Here is a 16,920-nt window from a genome sequence, read left to right on the forward strand (position 1 = left end):
CCGCTGAGCGCCACCCGCACCACCCGAGCGCCGGGGTCGTCCTCGCGGACGGCCCCGGCGCTCGGGTGGTGCGGGTGGCGCTCAGCGGCGGTCGACGTCGACGAGGTCGACGCGGACCGGCTGGCCGCCGGCGAGCGCACCCATGACGGTGCGCAGCGCCTTCGCGGTGCGACCCGAGCGGCCGATGACCCGGCCGAGGTCCTCGGGGTTCACCCGGACCTCGAGCATCGACCCCTTGCGCAGCGTCTTCGCGGTCACCCGGACGTCGTCCGGGTGACCCACGATGCCGCGCACCAGGTGCTCGAGCGCGTCCGCGAGCACGGGCTCAGCTCTCCGACGGAGCCGCGTCCGCGGCGGGGGCCTCGGTGGCCGGGGCGGTGGCCGCGGGGGCAGGGACGCCGGGCTTCGTGCGCGGCTCGGGCTTGCGGTAGGTGCCCTCGGTGCCGGGGAGGCCCTTGAACTTCTGCCAGTCGCCGGTGACCTTGAGCAGGGCCGTGACCTGCTCGGAGGGCTGCGCGCCCACGCCGAGCCAGTACAGCGCGCGCTCGGAGTTCACCTCGATGGTCGAGGGGTCCGTCGTCGGGTGGTAGATCCCGATCTCCTCGATCGAGCGGCCGTCGCGCTTGGAGCGCGAGTCGGCGACGACGATGCGGTAGTGGGGCGAGCGGATCTTGCCGAGCCGCTTCAGGCGGATCTTGACAGCCACGTGGAGGTGTCTCCTGAACTTGGTGTGGTCGAGCCCCGCCGTCCGGTGTGGGGACGCCGACCGCCGGTGCTCTGAGGACACGAGCGGTCAAGGTGAGAGGGTCCCTGGCGCTCGAGTGCTCCAGCATTCTGCCAGACGCCGCGCCCGCCGGGCGACCGCGGCGGACCGCGCCGGCCGGGGCTCAGCCGTGCACCGCGGTGGTCACGACGAGCTCCACCCCGAGCACCGACCCGTCCTCCGCGAGGACGCCGACCTGGCGCACCGCGTCACCGTCGTCCGTGTCGTCACCCGCGGGGTCGCCGTGGGCACCGGCGTGCTCGGCGAGGGCGATCATGGCCGCGGTGGGTACCCCCTCGGGCGTCTCCTCCCCCTCCTGCGCCCAGCCCACCCGGACGAACGCCTCCGTCCGCTCGGGCAGGACCCCGGACGTCGTCGTGCAGCCCTCGACGCGGACGTCCGACCCGACCGCCCGCTCGACGGGCCAGCAGAGCAGCAGGCGCACCTGCGACTCGGAGCCGGGGGCGGGTTCGACGGACGACCACCAGGCGCCGGTCGGGGGGTTGCCCGCCGCGGCCAGCGCGGTGAACAGGGCGGTGAACATCCCGTTGGCCGCCTCCGACCCGTCGTCGTCGCCCGTGCCGTCGACGAGTCCCGGCGGCGCGAGGACCCCGGCCCACGGTTGCCGCGCCGCCCGTCGGGTCCCGACGACGAGGGGAGCGGCGTAGGCGGCGAGCGCCGCGGTCCCCTGCCGGACGGCGAGGTCCTGCCTCGCGCGCTCGGCCGCCAGCTCGTCGCGGTAGGCCGCCACGACCGCGTCGCAGCGGTCGGGCTCGTCCACCGCCACGCGCACCTGCGCCAGCGGCATCCCCATGTCCCGCAGCACCTTCACCGTCGCCGCACGGCGCAGCTGCGCCGCGCTGTAGCGCCGGTACCCCGACGCGGCGTCGACCTCCGCCGGCTGCAGCAGCCCGTTCTCGTCGTAGAAGCGCAGCGCCTTGGCGGTCAGGCCGCTGGCCTGGGAGAACTGCCCGATCGTCATCATGGGACCAGGCTCCGGCCTCCCGCAGGGGGAAGGTCAAGCGCCGCCGACGACGCGGCCCCGCAGCACGACCGCTCGCGGTGCGCGCAGCGTCCCGAGGTCCGTGCGCGGGTCGGCGTCCAGGACGAGCAGGTCCGCGCTGGCGGCCTCCTCGAGCGCCGGCCGGCGCAGCCAGCGGCGCGCCGCCCAGGTGGCCGCGTCGAGGGCCGCGAGGGTCGGCAGGCCGGCGGTGACGAGCTCGTGCAGCTCGTCGACGACGAGGCCGTGCGGCAGCACGCTGCCCGCGTCGGTGCCCGCGAAGACGGGCGCGCCCGCCTCGTGCAGCGCGGCCACGGTCGCGTACCGGCGCTCGTGCAGCGCCCGCACGTGGGCCGCGTAGGTGGGGAACTTCGCCTCCCCGCGCGCGGCGATGTCCGGGAAGGTCGCGATGTTGACGAGCGTCGGCACGACGGCCACGCCGCGGGCGGCGACCTCGGCCACGGTCGGTGCGGTGAGCCCGGTCCCGTGCTCGATGCCGTCCACCCCGGCGGCGAGCAGGTCCTCGACCCCCTCCTCGCCGAACTGGTGCACGGTGACCCGGACGCCGAGCTCGTGCGCGGCCGCGACGCCCGCCGCCAGGACGTCCGCGGGCCAGCAGGGCGCGAGGTCGCCGGTCGAGCGGTCGATCCAGTCGCCGACGAGCTTGACCCAGCCGTCGCCGCGGCGCGCCTCGACGCGGACGTGCTCGACGAGGTCCTCGGGCTCGATCTCGTGCGCCAGCCCGCGCAGGTAGCGCCGCGTGCGGGCGAGGTGGCGGCCCGCGCGGACGATGCGCGGCAGGTCCTCGCGCTCGTCCATCCAGCGCGTCTGCGAGGCCGAGCCCGCGTCGCGCAGCAGGAGCGCGCCCACGTCGCGGTCGGCGACCGCCTGCGCCTCGCTCGTCGCGTCGTCGACCCACCCGTGCGCGCCGATGCCGACGTGGCAGTGGGCGTCGACCAGGCCGGGCACGACCCAGCCCGGCAGCTCGACGACGTCGACGGCGGCGGGGGGACGCTCGAACGTCAGCCGCCCCCCGACGACCCACGCCTGCCCGACGACCTCGTCCGGCCCGACGAGGACGGGGCCGCTCAGGTGCAGCGCGCGGACGGTCACGGTGGCGGGCGCCCGGTCAGCGGCCGCCGAGGAACTTGTCGAAACCCTTGGGCAGGTTCAGCTGCGACGGGTCGAACTCCTGGCCCGGCTCGGGCACGCCGAAGGCGGAGCCCGCGCTCTCCTTCGCCTCGGCCGAGCGGGTCAGCGCAGCGCGCTCCTGCTCGGCCCGCTTGGCGGGGTTGCCGCTCTTGCCCTTCTTGCCCTTCGCCGCGGCGATGCGCGCCTTCTGCTTCTTGGAGCCGGCGCCGGCCGCGCCCGGCATCCCCGGCATCCCCGGCATCCCGCCGCCCATGCCCTTGCGCATCTGCCGCATCATCTTCTGCGCCTGGCCGAAGCGCTCCAGCATGTCGTTGACCGCGGAGACGCTCTGCCCGCAGCCCTTCGCGACGCGGGCGCGGCGGGAGCCGTTCATGATGCGGGGCTGGCGGCGCTCCAGCGGGGTCATCGAGCGGACCATGGCCTCGATGCGGTCGAACTCGCGCTCGTCGAAGGAGTCGAGCTGGTCGCGGACCTGCGCCATGCCGGGCAGCATCCCCAGCATCTTCTTCAGCGAGCCCATGTTCCGGACCGCGTTGAGCTGCTGCAGGAAGTCGTCGAGCGTGAAGTCCTCGTCGTTGGCGAACTTCGCCGCCATGGCCTGCGCCTGGTCGGCGTCGAAGGCCTTCTCGGCCTGCTCGATGAGGGTGAGCACGTCGCCCATGTCGAGGATGCGCGAGGCCATCCGGTCGGGGTGGAACAGCTCGAAGTCGTCGAGCTTCTCCCCCGTCGAGGCGAACATCACCGGCATCCCGGTGACGTGGCGCACGGAGAGGGCCGCGCCGCCGCGCGCGTCGCCGTCGAGCTTGGTGAGCACGACCCCGTCGAAGCCGACGCCGTCGCGGAAGGCCTCGGCGGTGGCGACGGCGTCCTGGCCGATCATCGCGTCGAGGACGAAGAGGACCTCGTCGGGCGAGACGGCCGCGCGGATGTCGATGGCCTGCTGCATCATCTCGGCGTCCACGCCGGTGCGGCCCGCGGTGTCGACGACCACGACGTCGTAGCCCTGGCGGCGGGCGTGCTCGAGGCCCGCGGTCGCGACGGCGACCGGGTCGCCCACGCCGTTGCCGGGCTCGGGCGCGAAGACGTCCACGCCGGCCCGCTCACCCGTGATCTGCAGCTGGTTCACGGCGTTGGGACGCTGCAGGTCGCACGCGACGAGCACCGGCCGGTGGTTCTGCTGCTTCAGCCAGCGACCCAGCTTGCCCGCCAGGGTCGTCTTCCCGGCGCCCTGCAGGCCCGCGAGCATGATCACCGTGGGCGGGTTCTTCGCGAACCGCAGCCGCCGCGTCTCGCCGCCGAGGATGGCGATGAGCTCCTCGTTGACGATCTTCACGACCTGCTGGGCCGGGTTCAGCGACTGAGAGACCTCCGCGCCGGTGGCGCGCTCGCGCACCGAGGCCGTGAAGGCGCGCACCACGGGCAGGGCGACGTCGGCGTCCAGCAGGGCGCGGCGGATCTCCCGGACGGTGGCGTCGACGTCCTCCTCCGAGAGCCGACCCTTGCCGCGCAGGGTCTTGAACGTCGCGGTGAGGCGGTCAGACAGGGTGGCGAACACGACAGCGATCCTAAGGGAGCAGCGCGCCCCCTCGGCGCTCGTGCCGTCCGCTACCTCCCGCCGCCCGGCACCTCGGCGGCGTCGGAGAGCGCCGAGACGGCCATCGCGACGCGCGGTGGGGACAGCCGCTCCCCCGACGGCTCGGCCAGGTACAGCACGTCCACGGCCTGCGCGGCGTAGGTGGCCACGTGCGCGGAGCGGATGTCGATGCCCTCGCTCGCGAGGGCCCGCCCGAGGGCGTGCAGCAGGCCGGGCCGGTCGGCGGCGCGCACCTCCAGGACGGTGGCGCGCTCGGAGGCGCCCGGCAGGATCACCACGCGCGGGTGGGCCACGAGGGAGCGCGCACCCCCCGCGGGCCGCTGCGTCTGGGCGTCGCGCGCGGCGAGCCGGTCCAGCACGGCGACGTCACCGCCGACGATGCGCTCGAGCCCGCGGCGCAGCGTGTCCGGCGACGGCACGTCACCCGTCGGCGACTCGACCCACCACGTGTCGACCGCGACCCCGTCGAGCGTGCGCACGAGCGCCGAGCGGACGAGGAAGCGGTGCCCCGCGAGCAGGCCCGCGAGGTCGGCGAACAGGCCCGTGCGGTCGGTGGTCACGACGGTGACGACGTAGAAGCCGTCGACCTCGCGGACGGTGACCTGCGGGCCGGACCCGGCGACGACCTCCTCGGCGAGCGCCTGCTCCTCGGCGTCGAAGGGGGCCGGGCCGGGCACCTCCTCCCCCGACAGGCTGGCCTCGGCGCGCAGCATCAGGTCGTCGACGAGCCGCGACCGCCACGGCGACCAGGCGGCCGGGCCGGCGGCGCGGGCGTCGGCCTCGGTGAGGGCCCGCAGCAGCGCGAGCACGTCGGCGCGGCCGCCGACGGCGTCGCACAGCGCGTCGACCGTCTGCGGGTCGTCGGGATCGCGGCGCGTCGCCAGCTCGACCAGCGTCAGGTGCTCAGCGACCAGCCGCTCGACGACGGCGACGTCCTCGGGGTCCATCCCGGTGCGGGCGCAGACCGCCCGGGCCAGCGGCGCCCCGGCCCGCGGGTGGTCGTGCTCGCCGGGCAGCTTGCCGATGTCGTGCAGCAGGGCCGCCATCAGCAGCAGGTCCGGGCGCGGGACGTCGCGCAGGAAGGGCTGGGCGCGCACGGCGGTCTCGATCATGTGCCGGTCCACGGTGAAGTGGTGGACCGCGTTGCGCTGCGGGCGGTTGCGCACGCCGGTCCACTCGGGGATCCAGCGCTCGACGAGCCCGACGAGGTCCAGCGACTCCCACACGGGCACCTGCGCCGGGCCGGACGCGAGGACCTCCAGCAGGGCCTCGCGGGCCGACGCGGGCCAGGGCACGGGCAGCGGCGGGCACGCGGCGACGACGTGGTCGAGCGTCACGGGCGACAGCGGCAGGCCCACGCGCACCGCGGTGGCGGCCGCGCGCAGGGGCAGGACGGGGTCCTCCGCGGGCACGACGCCCGCACCGAGGACGACCTCGCCGTCGTGCTCGACCAGGCCGTGGCCCAGCGAGCGCAGGCGGGGGCGGCGTCCCGCGGCCCGGAAGCGGCGCGTCGGCATGGACTGCCGGGCCCGGCGCGCCGTGGTGTCCACGGCCGCGGAGATGGTGCGCGCCGCCTGCGCGACGGCGCCGAGCAGGAGGTCGGCGTCGGCGTACCCGCAGACCACGGCCGTCGCGTCCTGCTCGGGCAGGACCAGCCGGTCGCCGGGACGCCCCGACGACGTCTGCAGGCCGTCGCGGACGTCGAGGAGGACCGTGTGCGCCTCGTCGACCGGGCCGTGCGGGCGGTCGGTCAGCCAGCTCGCGGCCAGGGCGCGCAGCGTGATCGCGTCGCGCAGCCCGCCGCGGGCCTCCTTGAGGTCGGGTTCGAGAAGGTAGGCCAGCTCGCCGAAGCGCTGCGCGCGCTCGGCCAGGGAGTCGAGGATCTGCGGCAGCCGGCGGCGGGCGCCCATCCGCCAGTCGTCCAGCAGGTGCCCGCGGGTGCGGGCGACGAGACCGCCGTCGCCGGCCACGACCCGCAGGTCCAGCAGGCCGGTGGCGGCGGCCAGGTCGTGCGCGGCGACCTCGCGGCACTCCTTGGCGGTGCGCACCGAGTGGTCCAGCCGCAGCCCCTGGTCCCACAGGGGGTACCAGACGCGGTCGGCGAGCGCCGCGACGTCGTCGGGCCGCAGCCGGCGGCCGTCGTGCAGGAGCACCAGGTCGACGTCGCTCGCGGGACCGCAGTCGCCGCGGGCGAGGGAGCCCACGCACGCGAGCGCGACCCCCGTCGGGTCCTGCAGCAGCTCCGGGACGGGCGCCAGGGCGTCGGCCCACACCTGGCGCAGCCGGGACTCCACGAGCTCGACGAGCTCGGCGCGGCGGTGCGGGCCGGGACGACCGGCCCGCACCGCCATCTGGAGACGCTCGGTGCGCAGGTCGGCGCTCAGCGCCGATCCGCGGCGAGCGCGAGGTGGGCGTGGGTCACAGGGCGTCCGGCCCGTGCTCGCCCGTGCGGACGCGCACGACGTCCTCCACGTGCTGCGTCCAGACCTTGCCGTCGCCGATGCGACCGGTCTGGGCGCTCTTCACGACCACCTCGACGACGTCGGAGATGTCCACGTCGTCGACGAGGACCTCGACGCGCACCTTGGGCACCAGGTCGACGGTGTACTCCGCCCCCCGGTAGACCTCGGTGTGCCCGCGCTGGCGGCCGTAGCCGGAGGACTCGGAGATCGTCAGGCCCTGGATGCCGTAGGCCTCCAGCGCCGCCTTCACGTCGTCCAGCTTGTGCGGCTTGATGATGGCGGTGAGGAGCTTCACGCCTTGACCTCCTTGGTGGGCGTCGCGGTGCCGGCGGTGTGCGCACCGGGCCGGCTGCTGCCGAGCCCGAGTCCGCTGCCCCCGCCGAGGTTGCCCCAGTCGTAGCCCGACTCGGCGTGCTCGACCTGGTCGATGCCGGTGACCTCGTCCTCCTCGTCGATCCGGAAGCCCATCGTCTTCTGCAGCACGAGGCCGATGATGCCGGTGACGACGAACGAGAACACCATGACGGCGACGGCGCCGATGATCTGCAGCCACAGCTGCGAGAGGCCGCCGCCGTAGAAGAGCCCGTCGACCCCCGCCGGGGCGTCGGCCGTGGCGAAGAAGCCGATGGCCACGGTGCCCCACAGGCCGCCGACGAGGTGGACGCCGACGACGTCGAGGGAGTCGTCGTAGCCGAACCGGTACTTCAGGCCCACCGCGAGGGCGCACAGCACCCCGGCGACGACCCCGACGACGATCGACGTCACCGGGTTCAGGGCGGAGCAGGCCGGGGTGATGGCCACGAGGCCCGCGACGGCACCCGAGGCGGCGCCCAGGGAGGTGGCGTGCCCGTCCCGGAGGCGCTCGGTGAGCAGCCAGCCGATGACGGCGGCACCCGTCGCCGCGAGGGTGTTGACCCAGGCGACGGCCGCGGTCCCGTTGGCCGCGGTCGCGGAGCCGGCGTTGAACCCGAACCAGCCGAACCACAGCAGCCCCGCGCCGATCATGACGAGCGGCAGGTTGTGCGGCCGCATCGGGTCCCGGCCGAACCCGCGGCGCTTGCCGAGGACCAGGGCGAGGGCGAGACCGGCTGCGCCGGCGTTGATGTGGATGGCCGTGCCACCCGCGAAGTCGATGACGCCCAGGCCGGCGATCCAGCCGCCCGCCTCCGAGACGACCCCGTCGAAGGAGAACACCCAGTGGGCGACGGGGAAGTAGACGACGGTCGCCCAGATGCCGACGAACACCATCCAGGTGCTGAACTTCGCGCGGTCGGCGATGGCGCCGGAGATGAGCGCCACCGCGATGATGGCGAAGACGGACTGGAAGGCGACGAACGCCATGGCGGGGAGCGTGCCCACCAGGTTGTCGGGGCCGAGCAGGCCCGCGAGGCCGAAGTACTCGCCCGGGTCGCCGAGCAGCCCGCCGCCGACGTCGTTGCCGAAGGCGATCGAGAAGCCCCACAGGACCCACAGGACGCTGACCAGCGCCAGTGCCCCGAAGCTCATCATCATCATGTTCAGGACGCTCTTCGCGCGGACCATGCCGCCGTAGAAGAGCGCGAGACCGGGCGTCATCAGCATCACGAGCGCGGAGCTGGTGAGAACCCAGGCGGTGTCACCGGTGTCCATGGGCAACAGGGCCTTCCACGAGGCCGGCGAGCGCCGGCGGGGGGACGGGGTGGCGCCGCGGGAACCCGCGGCGTCGAGCGGTCCCTACCGTGGACCGGGCGGGTTACAGCCGGTCTCGTGGTGTGTTTCGTGTCGGTGACGTCGGCGTGCGCCGTGTGAACATCGTGTTGCGCGTGACGTCAGGACAGCAGCGCGTCGACGAACGCCTCCGGGTCGAACGGCGCCAGGTCGTCCGCGCCCTCGCCGAGCCCGATCAGCTTGACGGGCACGTCGAGCGTCCGCTGCACCGCGACGACGATGCCGCCCTTGGCGGTGCCGTCGAGCTTGGTCAGCACGATGCCGGAGACGTCCACGACCTCGGAGAACACGGCCGCCTGGCGGAGCCCGTTCTGGCCCGTCGTGGCGTCCAGGACCAGCAGCACCTCGTCGACCGGGCCGTGGCGCTCGAGGACGCGCTTGACCTTGCCGAGCTCGTCCATCAGCCCGGCCTTGTTCTGCAGGCGCCCGGCGGTGTCGACGATCACGACGTCGGCCTCCGCCTCGATGCCCGCCTTCACGGCGTCGAAGGCGACGGCCGCGGGGTCCGCGCCGTCGCGCTCGGAGCGGATGGTCGGGACGCCCACGCGCTCGCCCCACGTGGCCAGCTGCTCGGCGGCCGCCGCGCGGAAGGTGTCCGCCGCGCCCAGCACGACGTCCTTGTCCTCCGCGACCAGGACGCGGGCGAGCTTGCCGACGGTCGTCGTCTTGCCGGTGCCGTTGACCCCGACGACGAGGACGACCGCGGGCCGGTCCTCGTGGCGCTCGGTGCGCAGCGAGCGGTCGACGTCGGTGCCGATGGCGCTCAGCAGCTCCTGGCGCAGCAGCTCGCGCACGTGCTCGGGGTCGCGGGTGCCGAGGACGCGCACGCGCTCGCGCAGGCCGTCGACGATCTCGGTGGTCGGCCCGATGCCGACGTCGGCCAGCAGGAGGGTCTCCTCGACCTCGTCCCACGTGGCCTCGTCGAGGCGGTCGCGCGAGAGCAGCGTCAGCAGCCCCTGCCCCAGAGCGGAGTTGCTGCGGGCCAGGCGTTCCCGCAGCCGCACGAGCCGGCCGAGGACGGGTTCGGGGCGTTCGGTGACCGGTCCGGCCGGCTCGGCGGGCAGGTCGACCACGTCGACGGAGCGGCTCGGGGAGTCCCGCGGGACCTCGGCGTCGTCGCCGACGCCGGGCAGGCGGTCCTCGTCGGGGCGGCCGACCAGGGGGCGGCCCTGCTGCTCCGCGGGGCGCGGCGGCAGCGACCTCCCCCGGCGCTTGGGACGGACGAGGCCGACGAAGGCGGCGACGCCGCCGACCGCGATGAGACCGATCAGGCCGATGACGTAATCGAGCGTGTCCACGGGAGCCGATCCTCTCAGACCGCGGGACCGGCGCCGGGCCGGTGCGTCCCGCCCCTCCCGCCCCCCGGGGGACGGCGCCGGCTCAGTGCAGGTGCGCGGTCTCCCGGTCGTCGCGGACGGCGGCGTCGCGGTGGGCCGCGACGCGCTCGCGCACGGCCGAGGCGAGGCGGTGCAGCACGCGGTCCACGGTGGCGATGAGCCGGCTGCCCCGGGCGCGCAACGGCGGTCCGGCGACCGAGTAGAGCACCGCCAGGGCCAGTCCCACGGTGACGGTGAACGTCACGATCAGCGTTGTCAGCACCACGGGTCCCACCCTGCCCCCACTGCCCCTCCAGCAGCAGGTCCGCCACGACACTGTTGCCGCTCTGTGACCATGTGCTCACTAGCCGTCCACCCTCGGTCAGCTCGGCGTGGCCGCCCGCAACCGCTGGCTGACGACCGTGCTCACGCCGTCGCCGCGCATCGTGACCCCGTACAGCGCGTCGGCGATCTGCATCGTGCGCTTCTGGTGGGTGATGACGATGAGCTGGCTGGAGCCGCGCAGCTCCTCGAAGAGCGTGATGAGGCGCGAGAGGTTGGCGTCGTCGAGGGCGGCCTCGACCTCGTCGAGCACGTAGAAGGGGCTGGGACGGGCGCGGAAGATGGCGACGAGCATCGCGACCGCGGTGAGGGAGCGCTCCCCGCCGGACAGCAGCGACAGCCGCTTGACCTTCTTGCCCGCGGGCCGCGCCTCGACGTCGATGCCCGTGGTCAGCATGTCGGAGGGGTCGGTGAGGACGAGGCGTCCCTCGCCGCCGGGGAACAGCCGGGCGAAGACCCCGACGAACTGCTCGGCCACGTCCGCGAAGGCCTCGGAGAACACGCGCTCGACGCGCTCGTCGACCTCCCGGACGATGTCGAGCAGGTCCTTGCGCGAGTTCTTGAGGTCGTCGGACTGCGTCACCAGGAACGAGTGCCGCTCCTCCATGGCCGCGTACTCCTCCAGCGCCAGCGGGTTCACCGTCCCGAGCTGCGCGAGCGCCCGCTCGGCCGACCGCCGCCGCTTCTCCTGCTCGGCGCGCACGTAGGGCCGCGGCTGCGGCTCCTCGGCGGGCTCCGGGTCGCCCGGCGCGGGCGGCGACGGCGGGACCAGCTGGTCGGGTCCGTACTCGACGACGAGGAGGTCGGGGTCGCTGCCCAGCTCCTCGAACGCCCGCGTGCGCAGCTGGTCGATGCGCCACCGCTGCTGCGCGCGGGCCACCTCGTCCTTGTGCCGCGAGTCGCCCAGGCGCTGCTGCTCCGCCTGGAGCGACTCCACGACGCGCCGGGCGCCGGTGACCTCCTCCTCGAAGCGGGTCCGGGCCGCCTCGGCGGCCTCCCGCAGCCGCGCGGCCTGCGCGGCGGAGGACGTCCACGCGGTCAGGGCCGCGACGGCCCCGTCGCGCACCCGGACCGCCACCGCGGACTGCCGCGCCCGCTGGGCCCGGCGGGCCGCGGCGCGCTCGCGGGCGCGCAGCTCCTCGGCCGCCTGCCGCTCCAGCGCGTCGGCCCGCCCGGACAGCGCCCGCACGCGCTCCTCGGTCGTGCGCAGCGTCAGCCGGGCCTCGGTCTCGCCGCGGCCCAGCGCGCGGGCGGCGTCGGCGAGGCGGTCGCGCTCGTCGGTGCTGACGTCGGCCGCGGCGTCCAGCGGCGTGGCGCTCGCGTTGTCGAACCGCTCGGTCAGGGTGGCCAGCTCGGCGCGGTCGCCCTCCAGCCGCTGGAGCACCTGCCGGCGGGTGACGGCGGTGCGCTCGGCCTCGGCGGCCGCGGAGCGGACCGCGGAGCCCAGCTGGCCGAGCTGCTCCGCGACGGCGTTCATGCGGGCGTCGGAGTCGTGCAGCCGCTCCAGGCTCGCCTCGACCGCCTCCGCGGCGGCGGTGCGCTCCACCGTCGCCGCCTGCAGCGCGAACGTCGCCCGCTGGACCCGGTGCCCGGCGGCGGACAGGGCGTCGGCGGCCTCGTCGACCGCGGCCTGCACCTGCAGCAGGCTCGGCGCGGAGGACGAGCCGCCGGCCGCGCGGTGGGCCGCGAGCAGGTCCCCCTCGCGCGTCACGGCGACGAGGTCGGCGCGGGCGGCGACGACGGCGCGCGCGGCGGTCAGGTCCTCGACCACGACGACGTCGGCGAGCAGGCGGTGCAGCGCGCCCGCGAGGGCCGCGGGGGCCTGCACGAGGTCCAGCGCGGCGCGGGCCCCGGCGGGCAGGTCCGCGAGGTCCGTCGCGCCGGCCGGGGCGTCCGCGACGAGCAGGCCCACGCTGCCCCCGTCGTCCCCCTTGAGGTGGTCGATGGCGGCCGCGGCGTCCTCCGGCGTCGCGACGGCGACGGCGTCCGCGGCGCTGCCGAGGGCGGCCGACACGGCGGGCTCGTAGCCCGCCTCGACGCTGAGCAGGGCGGCGACGGACCCGAGGACGCCGGACAGCCGCTCGCCCGCGGCGAGCAGCGCGCCGGCGCCGTCCTTGCGGGCCAGCCCGAGCTCGAGGGCCTCCTTGCGCGCGGTCCAGGTCGCCCGCTCACGCTCGGCGGTGCGCTCCTCGGTCAGCGCGGCCTGGTGCGCCGCCTCGGCGGCGGCCAGGGTGGCGGCGGCGCGCTCGTGCTCGGCGTCGAGCCCCTCCTCGCCCTCCTCGACCCCGGCGACCTGCGTCTCGAGCGCCGTGAAGGCGGCCTGCGCCCGCGCCCGCCGCTCCTCGGCGTCGGCGACGGCCGTGGCGAGCCGCTCGGCCTCCGCCTCGGCCGCCTCGACGCGGCTGCGGCGGGCGGCGACCTGTCCCCCGAGGCGCGCGAGGCCCTCGCGCCGGTCGGCCGCGGCGCGCAGGGCCGCGGCCACGCGACGGTCCTCCGCCAAGGCCGCCGCGTCCGCGTCGGCGCGGTGGGCGAGCACGTCGTCCAGGGCGGAGCGGTGCTGCGCCAGCAGGGCCGCCAGCTCGGCCTCCTCGGCGCGCACGCGCCGCGCGGCGGCCGCGAGCTCCTCGGGGTCCCGGCGCCCGGTCGCCTCCTCGGGCTCGGCCGCGAGCAGGCGCAGCCGCTGCTCGGCCAGGGCCTGCACGCCGCGCAGCCGCTCGGCCAGGGCCTGCAGGCGGTGGTGGGTGTCGACGGCGCGCGCGAGGTCGGGTGCCGCCGCCGCCGCGGCCTGCTCCGCAGCGGCGAGCCGCCCGGCGGCCTCGGCGAGGTCGGCCTCGACGCGCACCTGGCGGCGCTTGAGGTCGGCCTCGTCGGCCTCGTCGCGCTGCAGCGAGCTGGTCGCCTGCACGAGGTCGTCGGCCAGCAGCCGCGACCGCGCGTCCCGCAGGTCCGCCTGGACGACCTGCGCGCGGCGGGCGGCCTCGGCCTGGCGGCCCAGCGGCTTGAGCTGGCGGCGGATCTCGGTGACGAGGTCGGCGACGCGCGTGAGGTTGGCCTCCATCGCGTCGAGCTTGCGCAGCGCCTTCTCCTTGCGGCGCCGGTGCTTCAGCACCCCGGCCGCCTCCTCGACGAAGGCGCGGCGCTCCTCGGGGGAGGCGTGCAGGACGGCGTCGATCTGGCCCTGCCCGACGATGACGTGCATCTCGCGGCCGATGCCGGAGTCGCTCAGCAGCTCCTGCACGTCCAGCAGCCGGCAGGTCGAGCCGTTGATGGCGTACTCGCTGCCGCCCGTGCGGAACATCGTCCGGGTGATCGTCACCTCGGCGTACTCGATCGGCAGCGCGCCGTCGGTGTTGTCGATGGTCAGGCTGACCTCGGCGCGGCCGAGGGCGGAGCGTCCCTCGGGGCCGGTCGTGCCCGCGAAGATGACGTCCTCCATCTTGCCGCCGCGCAGGCTCTTCGCGCTGTGCTCGCCCATGACCCAGGTCAGGGCGTCGACGACGTTGGACTTCCCCGAGCCGTTCGGGCCGACGACGCACGTGATCCCCGGTTCGAGGCGCAGGGTCGTCGCGGAGGCGAACGACTTGAACCCCTTGAGGGTGAGCGTCTTGAGGTGCACGGGCAGCGAGCCTAACGACTGCGGGGCCGCGGACCGGGGCGCCTCGCTGGTCGTGGTCCGGCTAGCGCTCGACGAAGCCCGTGACGCCCCGCGCGGCCGCCCGGAGCTCCCCCACCGCGACGACCTCGCCGGGCCGCCCGCGCGTCGACGGCTGCTCGCGCAGCCGCGCCAGCAGCTCGTCCAGGGCCTCGACAGGCCCCTCCGCCACGACCTCCACGCGCCCGTCGGGACGGTTGGCGGCGCTGCCCGCGAGCCCCAGCTCGAGCGCCTGCGCCTTGGTCCACCAGCGGAAGCCGACGCCCTGGACGCTGCCGGACACCCAGGCCGTGAGGCGCTGCGAGGGAGATTCCATGCGAACCGTCCTGTGTCAGGTCATGGTCTACCGACGTCGAGCTGGTTCAACCGACCGACAGAGGAGGCATCTCCTTGTCGGAGACGCCCAGGTCATGAGCGAAGGCGCGTGAGATGGTCACGTAGCTGGTCGCCTGACGTCCACCGTCGGGCACCTCGTCGGAGAACCGCTCGTCCCAGGAACTGTCCCACGCATGGCCAGCGCCCCGCTCGTGGCGGAGGTGCTCGGGCCTCATGCGGAGAAGAGCGTCCACTCCAGCTCCGCCCCAGGTCGCGAAACGCGCTCTGATGAACTCTTCGTACGAGGTCTGCAATGCCGCCGAGAAGAGGTACTGGTTGGTGAAGAAGAGGCGATCAAGATCCCTCTTCAGCTGCACGGCCTCTGGTGGCGATATCGAACGGAAGTGGCCCACGCAACGGAAGAAGCAGTGCAAGTCGTTCAGCAGGGGCGCCATCTCCCTGTGCAGTTCGACACGGCGAGCAATGATGGCCCGCGTCGACTCCTGAGCGGCTTCCACTCTTCGGGTGGCTGCCGCCACCCAGACGCCCAACAGCAGGAGCACGACAGGAATGCTGGCCTCGACGATCAGTCTCGTGACTTCGAGTGAGTTCCAGGGCCCCACGCCAGTCATCACGGTCGACTCCTCGAAGCGGAAGAGATGGTGCGTCCGCAGCTAAGCACAAACCCCTCGGCTGCGCTCATCGCTCCCACGAGCCTCGCGAAGCAGGTCGAGCTGAAAGACCTCCGCATCGGGACCGGCGTTCATGACGTCAACTCACCTCGGCGGTATCCGCGGAGCTGAAGAGCGAGGCAAGCGTCCTTCGTCCAGTTCAACGCCGAGGACCAGCGCGGTCGGCCGTCGGGCTTTCCCGCCGAGGTGGAGTGGAGGACTAAGGGCCGTCAGGGCCGCGAGGTGTGCCGACGGGCGTGCTGCGGGGCTCTGTGGGTGGGTGTTGGGCGGAGCATCCGGCGCGGTAGAACTGCTGAGCGGTCCGGGCCCCCGGACCGGCGGCTGGAGCGGCCCGTCAGCGACGACGGGCAGGGGGAGGACAGCGTGCGCGCAGCGTTCCTGGCCGGACCGGGTGACGTGCGGGTCGGCGACTTCGGCGTCCAGTGCCCGCGCGATCGCGAGGTGCTCGTGCAGATGCACCACGCCGCGGTCTGCGGCTCCGACGTCCACCACGTCTACGACGGCTTCCACGTCGACGCCATGCTCGGGCGCCCGGGCTACCCCGGCCACGAGGGGGTCGGCGTCGTCGTCGAGAGCCGGGCCCCGGGGTTCGCCCCCGGCGACGCCGTCCTGACCGTGCCGGCCGGCACCGCGGGCGGCTGCTTCGCGGAGTACCAGGTCGTCGACGACCTGCACCTCGTCCCGCTGCGTGCGGGGGCCGACCTGCGCCGCGCCGTGCAGGCCCAGCAGCTGGGCACCACGGTGTTCGCGCTCAAGCGGTTCCTGCCGCTGGCCGGCGAGGTGCGGCACGCGGCCGTGATCGGGGCAGGGTCGGCCGGGACCTACTTCCTGCAGCAGCTGCTCGCCGCGGGCGCCGAGGTGGTCGTCTCCGACCTCGACCCCCGGCGGCTCGCGACGGCCGCGGCGCTCGGCGCCACGCGGACGGTGCTGGCGCCGCGGGAGTCGGTCGTGGAGGCCGTCCTCGACGCCACGGGCGGCGCGGGCGCCGACCTGGTCGTGGAGGCCGCCGGGTACGACGCGTGCCGCGAGGACGCCGTGAAGGCCGTGCGCCCGCACGGCGTCGCAGGGTTCTTCGGCTACGCCGAGCGGCTGGGCAGCTCGCCGTTCCCGGTGCAGCTCGCGTTCACGAAGTCCGTGTCCTGCCTGTGGGTCTGCGGCACGCAGGCCGAACCCGGGCTGGCCTCGTTCCGCCAGGCCCTGGACTGGATCGACGCCGGCCGGATCAGCGTCGAGCACTGCCTGGGCAGCAGCTACCCGCTCGAGGAGGTGCCGACCGCCCTCGCGGTGGCGCGCGAGCACGGGCACGGCGCGGCGAAGATCACCATCGAGCTGCCGGCCGCGACGCGCTGAGGCTCACGCGGCCGGTGGGGTCGCGGAGGCCCGGATCCGCCTGCGCCGCAGCACGAGCACGGGCCCGACGACGACCGCGGCGAGCAGCGCGAAGGGCAGCACGGCCCCGAGCAGGACGGCGCTGACGCCGACGACGCGGCCGAGGGCGGCCCAGCCGCCCGCGAGGCCCCCGAGGAACCCGCCGCGGGCCTCGGCGTCGGCGGCCGCGGCGGCGACCGGCGCCCGCACCAGCTGCACCTGGAGGGTCGCGAGCTCGACGCTGTCGGCCAGCGCGCGCTGCCGGGCCTGCAGCGCCTCGAGGTCGGCCTGCCGCCGCGCGATCTCCCCCTCGATCGCGAGGACGTCGGGGATCGTGGTGGCCTGCGGAAGCCGGCTGCGGAACGTCGCGAGCACGGCCTGCGCGGAGGTCACGCGGCTGCCGACGTCGGCGACCTCCGCGGTCACGTCGGTCGCCGACGTGGTCAGGGCCGTGCGCCGGCCGAGCCCGCCGACGGACTCCACGGCACCGGCGGGGGCGAGGGCGGGGACCGCACCACGATGACGGTCCGCGTGCCCGGGGCGGCGTTCGCCGGTGC

At 75.2% G+C, this 16,920-nt stretch carries 15 protein-coding genes; 1 reads left to right on the top strand and 14 read right to left on the bottom strand.

Annotation, left to right across the window (positions count from 1 at the left end; genetic code table 11):
• Positions 1–81: 81 nt before the first annotated feature.
• From GTR02_RS10850 to GTR02_RS10910, 13 genes are all read right to left on the bottom strand, one after another.
• Positions 82–321 carry an RNA-binding protein gene (locus GTR02_RS10850; RefSeq protein ID WP_166607508.1) on the bottom strand — a complete coding sequence of 80 codons (240 nt, stop codon included), beginning with the start codon at positions 319–321 and terminating at the stop codon, positions 82–84.
• Between the two features lie 4 nt (positions 322–325).
• Positions 326–706: a 30S ribosomal protein S16 gene (gene rpsP, locus GTR02_RS10855; protein ID WP_166607509.1), complete on the bottom strand. Its 381-nt coding sequence runs from the start codon at positions 704–706 to the stop codon at positions 326–328.
• Positions 707–887: 181 nt separating this feature from the next.
• Positions 888–1,748, bottom strand: coding sequence for a MerR family transcriptional regulator (locus tag GTR02_RS10860; RefSeq protein ID WP_166607510.1), 861 nt, complete (start codon positions 1,746–1,748; stop codon positions 888–890).
• A gap of 33 nt (positions 1,749–1,781) precedes the next feature.
• On the bottom strand, positions 1,782–2,876 hold the full coding sequence (locus GTR02_RS10865) for an amidohydrolase family protein (protein ID WP_166607511.1): 1,095 nt from the start codon (positions 2,874–2,876) through the stop codon (positions 1,782–1,784).
• A 16-nt stretch (positions 2,877–2,892) separates the two neighbouring features.
• Positions 2,893–4,470: a signal recognition particle protein gene (gene ffh, locus GTR02_RS10870; RefSeq protein WP_166607512.1), complete on the bottom strand. Its 1,578-nt coding sequence runs from the start codon at positions 4,468–4,470 to the stop codon at positions 2,893–2,895.
• 50 nt (positions 4,471–4,520) lie between these two features.
• A complete protein-coding gene (locus GTR02_RS10875) occupies positions 4,521–6,893 on the bottom strand; it encodes a [protein-PII] uridylyltransferase (protein ID WP_338073737.1) in 2,373 nt (790 codons plus the stop codon).
• 34 nt (positions 6,894–6,927) lie between these two features.
• On the bottom strand, positions 6,928–7,266 hold the full coding sequence (locus tag GTR02_RS10880) for a P-II family nitrogen regulator (protein ID WP_166607514.1): 339 nt from the start codon (positions 7,264–7,266) through the stop codon (positions 6,928–6,930).
• Positions 7,263–8,600 carry an ammonium transporter gene (locus GTR02_RS10885; protein WP_166607515.1) on the bottom strand — a complete coding sequence of 446 codons (1,338 nt, stop codon included), beginning with the start codon at positions 8,598–8,600 and terminating at the stop codon, positions 7,263–7,265. The genes GTR02_RS10880 and GTR02_RS10885 overlap by 4 nt, the downstream gene beginning before the upstream one ends.
• Before the next feature lie 179 nt (positions 8,601–8,779).
• The gene (gene ftsY / locus GTR02_RS10890; RefSeq protein WP_166607516.1) at positions 8,780–9,976 is read right to left on the bottom strand and encodes a signal recognition particle-docking protein FtsY; all 1,197 of its coding nucleotides are present in this window, start codon (positions 9,974–9,976) and stop codon (positions 8,780–8,782) included.
• Positions 9,977–10,058: 82 nt separating this feature from the next.
• Complete coding sequence (locus tag GTR02_RS10895; RefSeq protein ID WP_166607517.1) at positions 10,059–10,280, bottom strand: hypothetical protein; 222 nt, start codon at positions 10,278–10,280, stop codon at positions 10,059–10,061.
• A 96-nt stretch (positions 10,281–10,376) separates the two neighbouring features.
• A complete protein-coding gene (gene smc, locus GTR02_RS10900; protein WP_166607518.1) occupies positions 10,377–13,952 on the bottom strand; it encodes a chromosome segregation protein SMC in 3,576 nt (1,191 codons plus the stop codon).
• Between the two features lie 61 nt (positions 13,953–14,013).
• Entirely contained in the window at positions 14,014–14,304 is a 291-nt protein-coding gene (locus tag GTR02_RS10905) for an acylphosphatase (RefSeq protein WP_166607519.1), read from the bottom strand.
• 46 nt (positions 14,305–14,350) lie between these two features.
• On the bottom strand, positions 14,351–14,938 hold the full coding sequence (locus GTR02_RS10910; RefSeq protein WP_166607520.1) for a hypothetical protein: 588 nt from the start codon (positions 14,936–14,938) through the stop codon (positions 14,351–14,353).
• A gap of 420 nt (positions 14,939–15,358) precedes the next feature.
• Here GTR02_RS10910 and GTR02_RS10915 point away from each other — a divergent pair, with 420 nt between their 5' ends.
• Positions 15,359–16,345 (top strand): zinc-binding dehydrogenase, encoded by a 987-nt coding sequence (locus GTR02_RS10915; RefSeq protein WP_166607521.1) that lies wholly within the window; start codon positions 15,359–15,361, stop codon positions 16,343–16,345.
• Between the two features lie 3 nt (positions 16,346–16,348).
• On the opposite strand, the gene GTR02_RS10920 is transcribed toward GTR02_RS10915, so the two are convergent.
• Positions 16,349–16,920 (bottom strand): DUF4349 domain-containing protein (locus tag GTR02_RS10920; protein ID WP_166607522.1); only part of this gene is annotated, 572 nt, incomplete at its 5' end.

This window comes from Kineococcus siccus, assembly GCF_009906795.1.
GTDB classification, from domain to species: domain Bacteria; phylum Actinomycetota; class Actinomycetes; order Actinomycetales; family Kineococcaceae; genus Kineococcus; species Kineococcus siccus.

Excerpts from the sequence above, each read along its gene's own strand:
- GTR02_RS10860 (WP_166607510.1), bottom strand. The coding sequence starts at position 1,748 with ATGATGACGATCGGGCAGTTCTCCCAGGCCAGCGGCCTGACCGCCAAG.
- GTR02_RS10885 (WP_166607515.1), bottom strand. The coding sequence starts at position 8,600 with ATGGACACCGGTGACACCGCCTGGGTTCTCACCAGCTCCGCGCTCGTG.
- GTR02_RS10905 (WP_166607519.1), bottom strand. The coding sequence starts at position 14,304 with ATGGAATCTCCCTCGCAGCGCCTCACGGCCTGGGTGTCCGGCAGCGTC.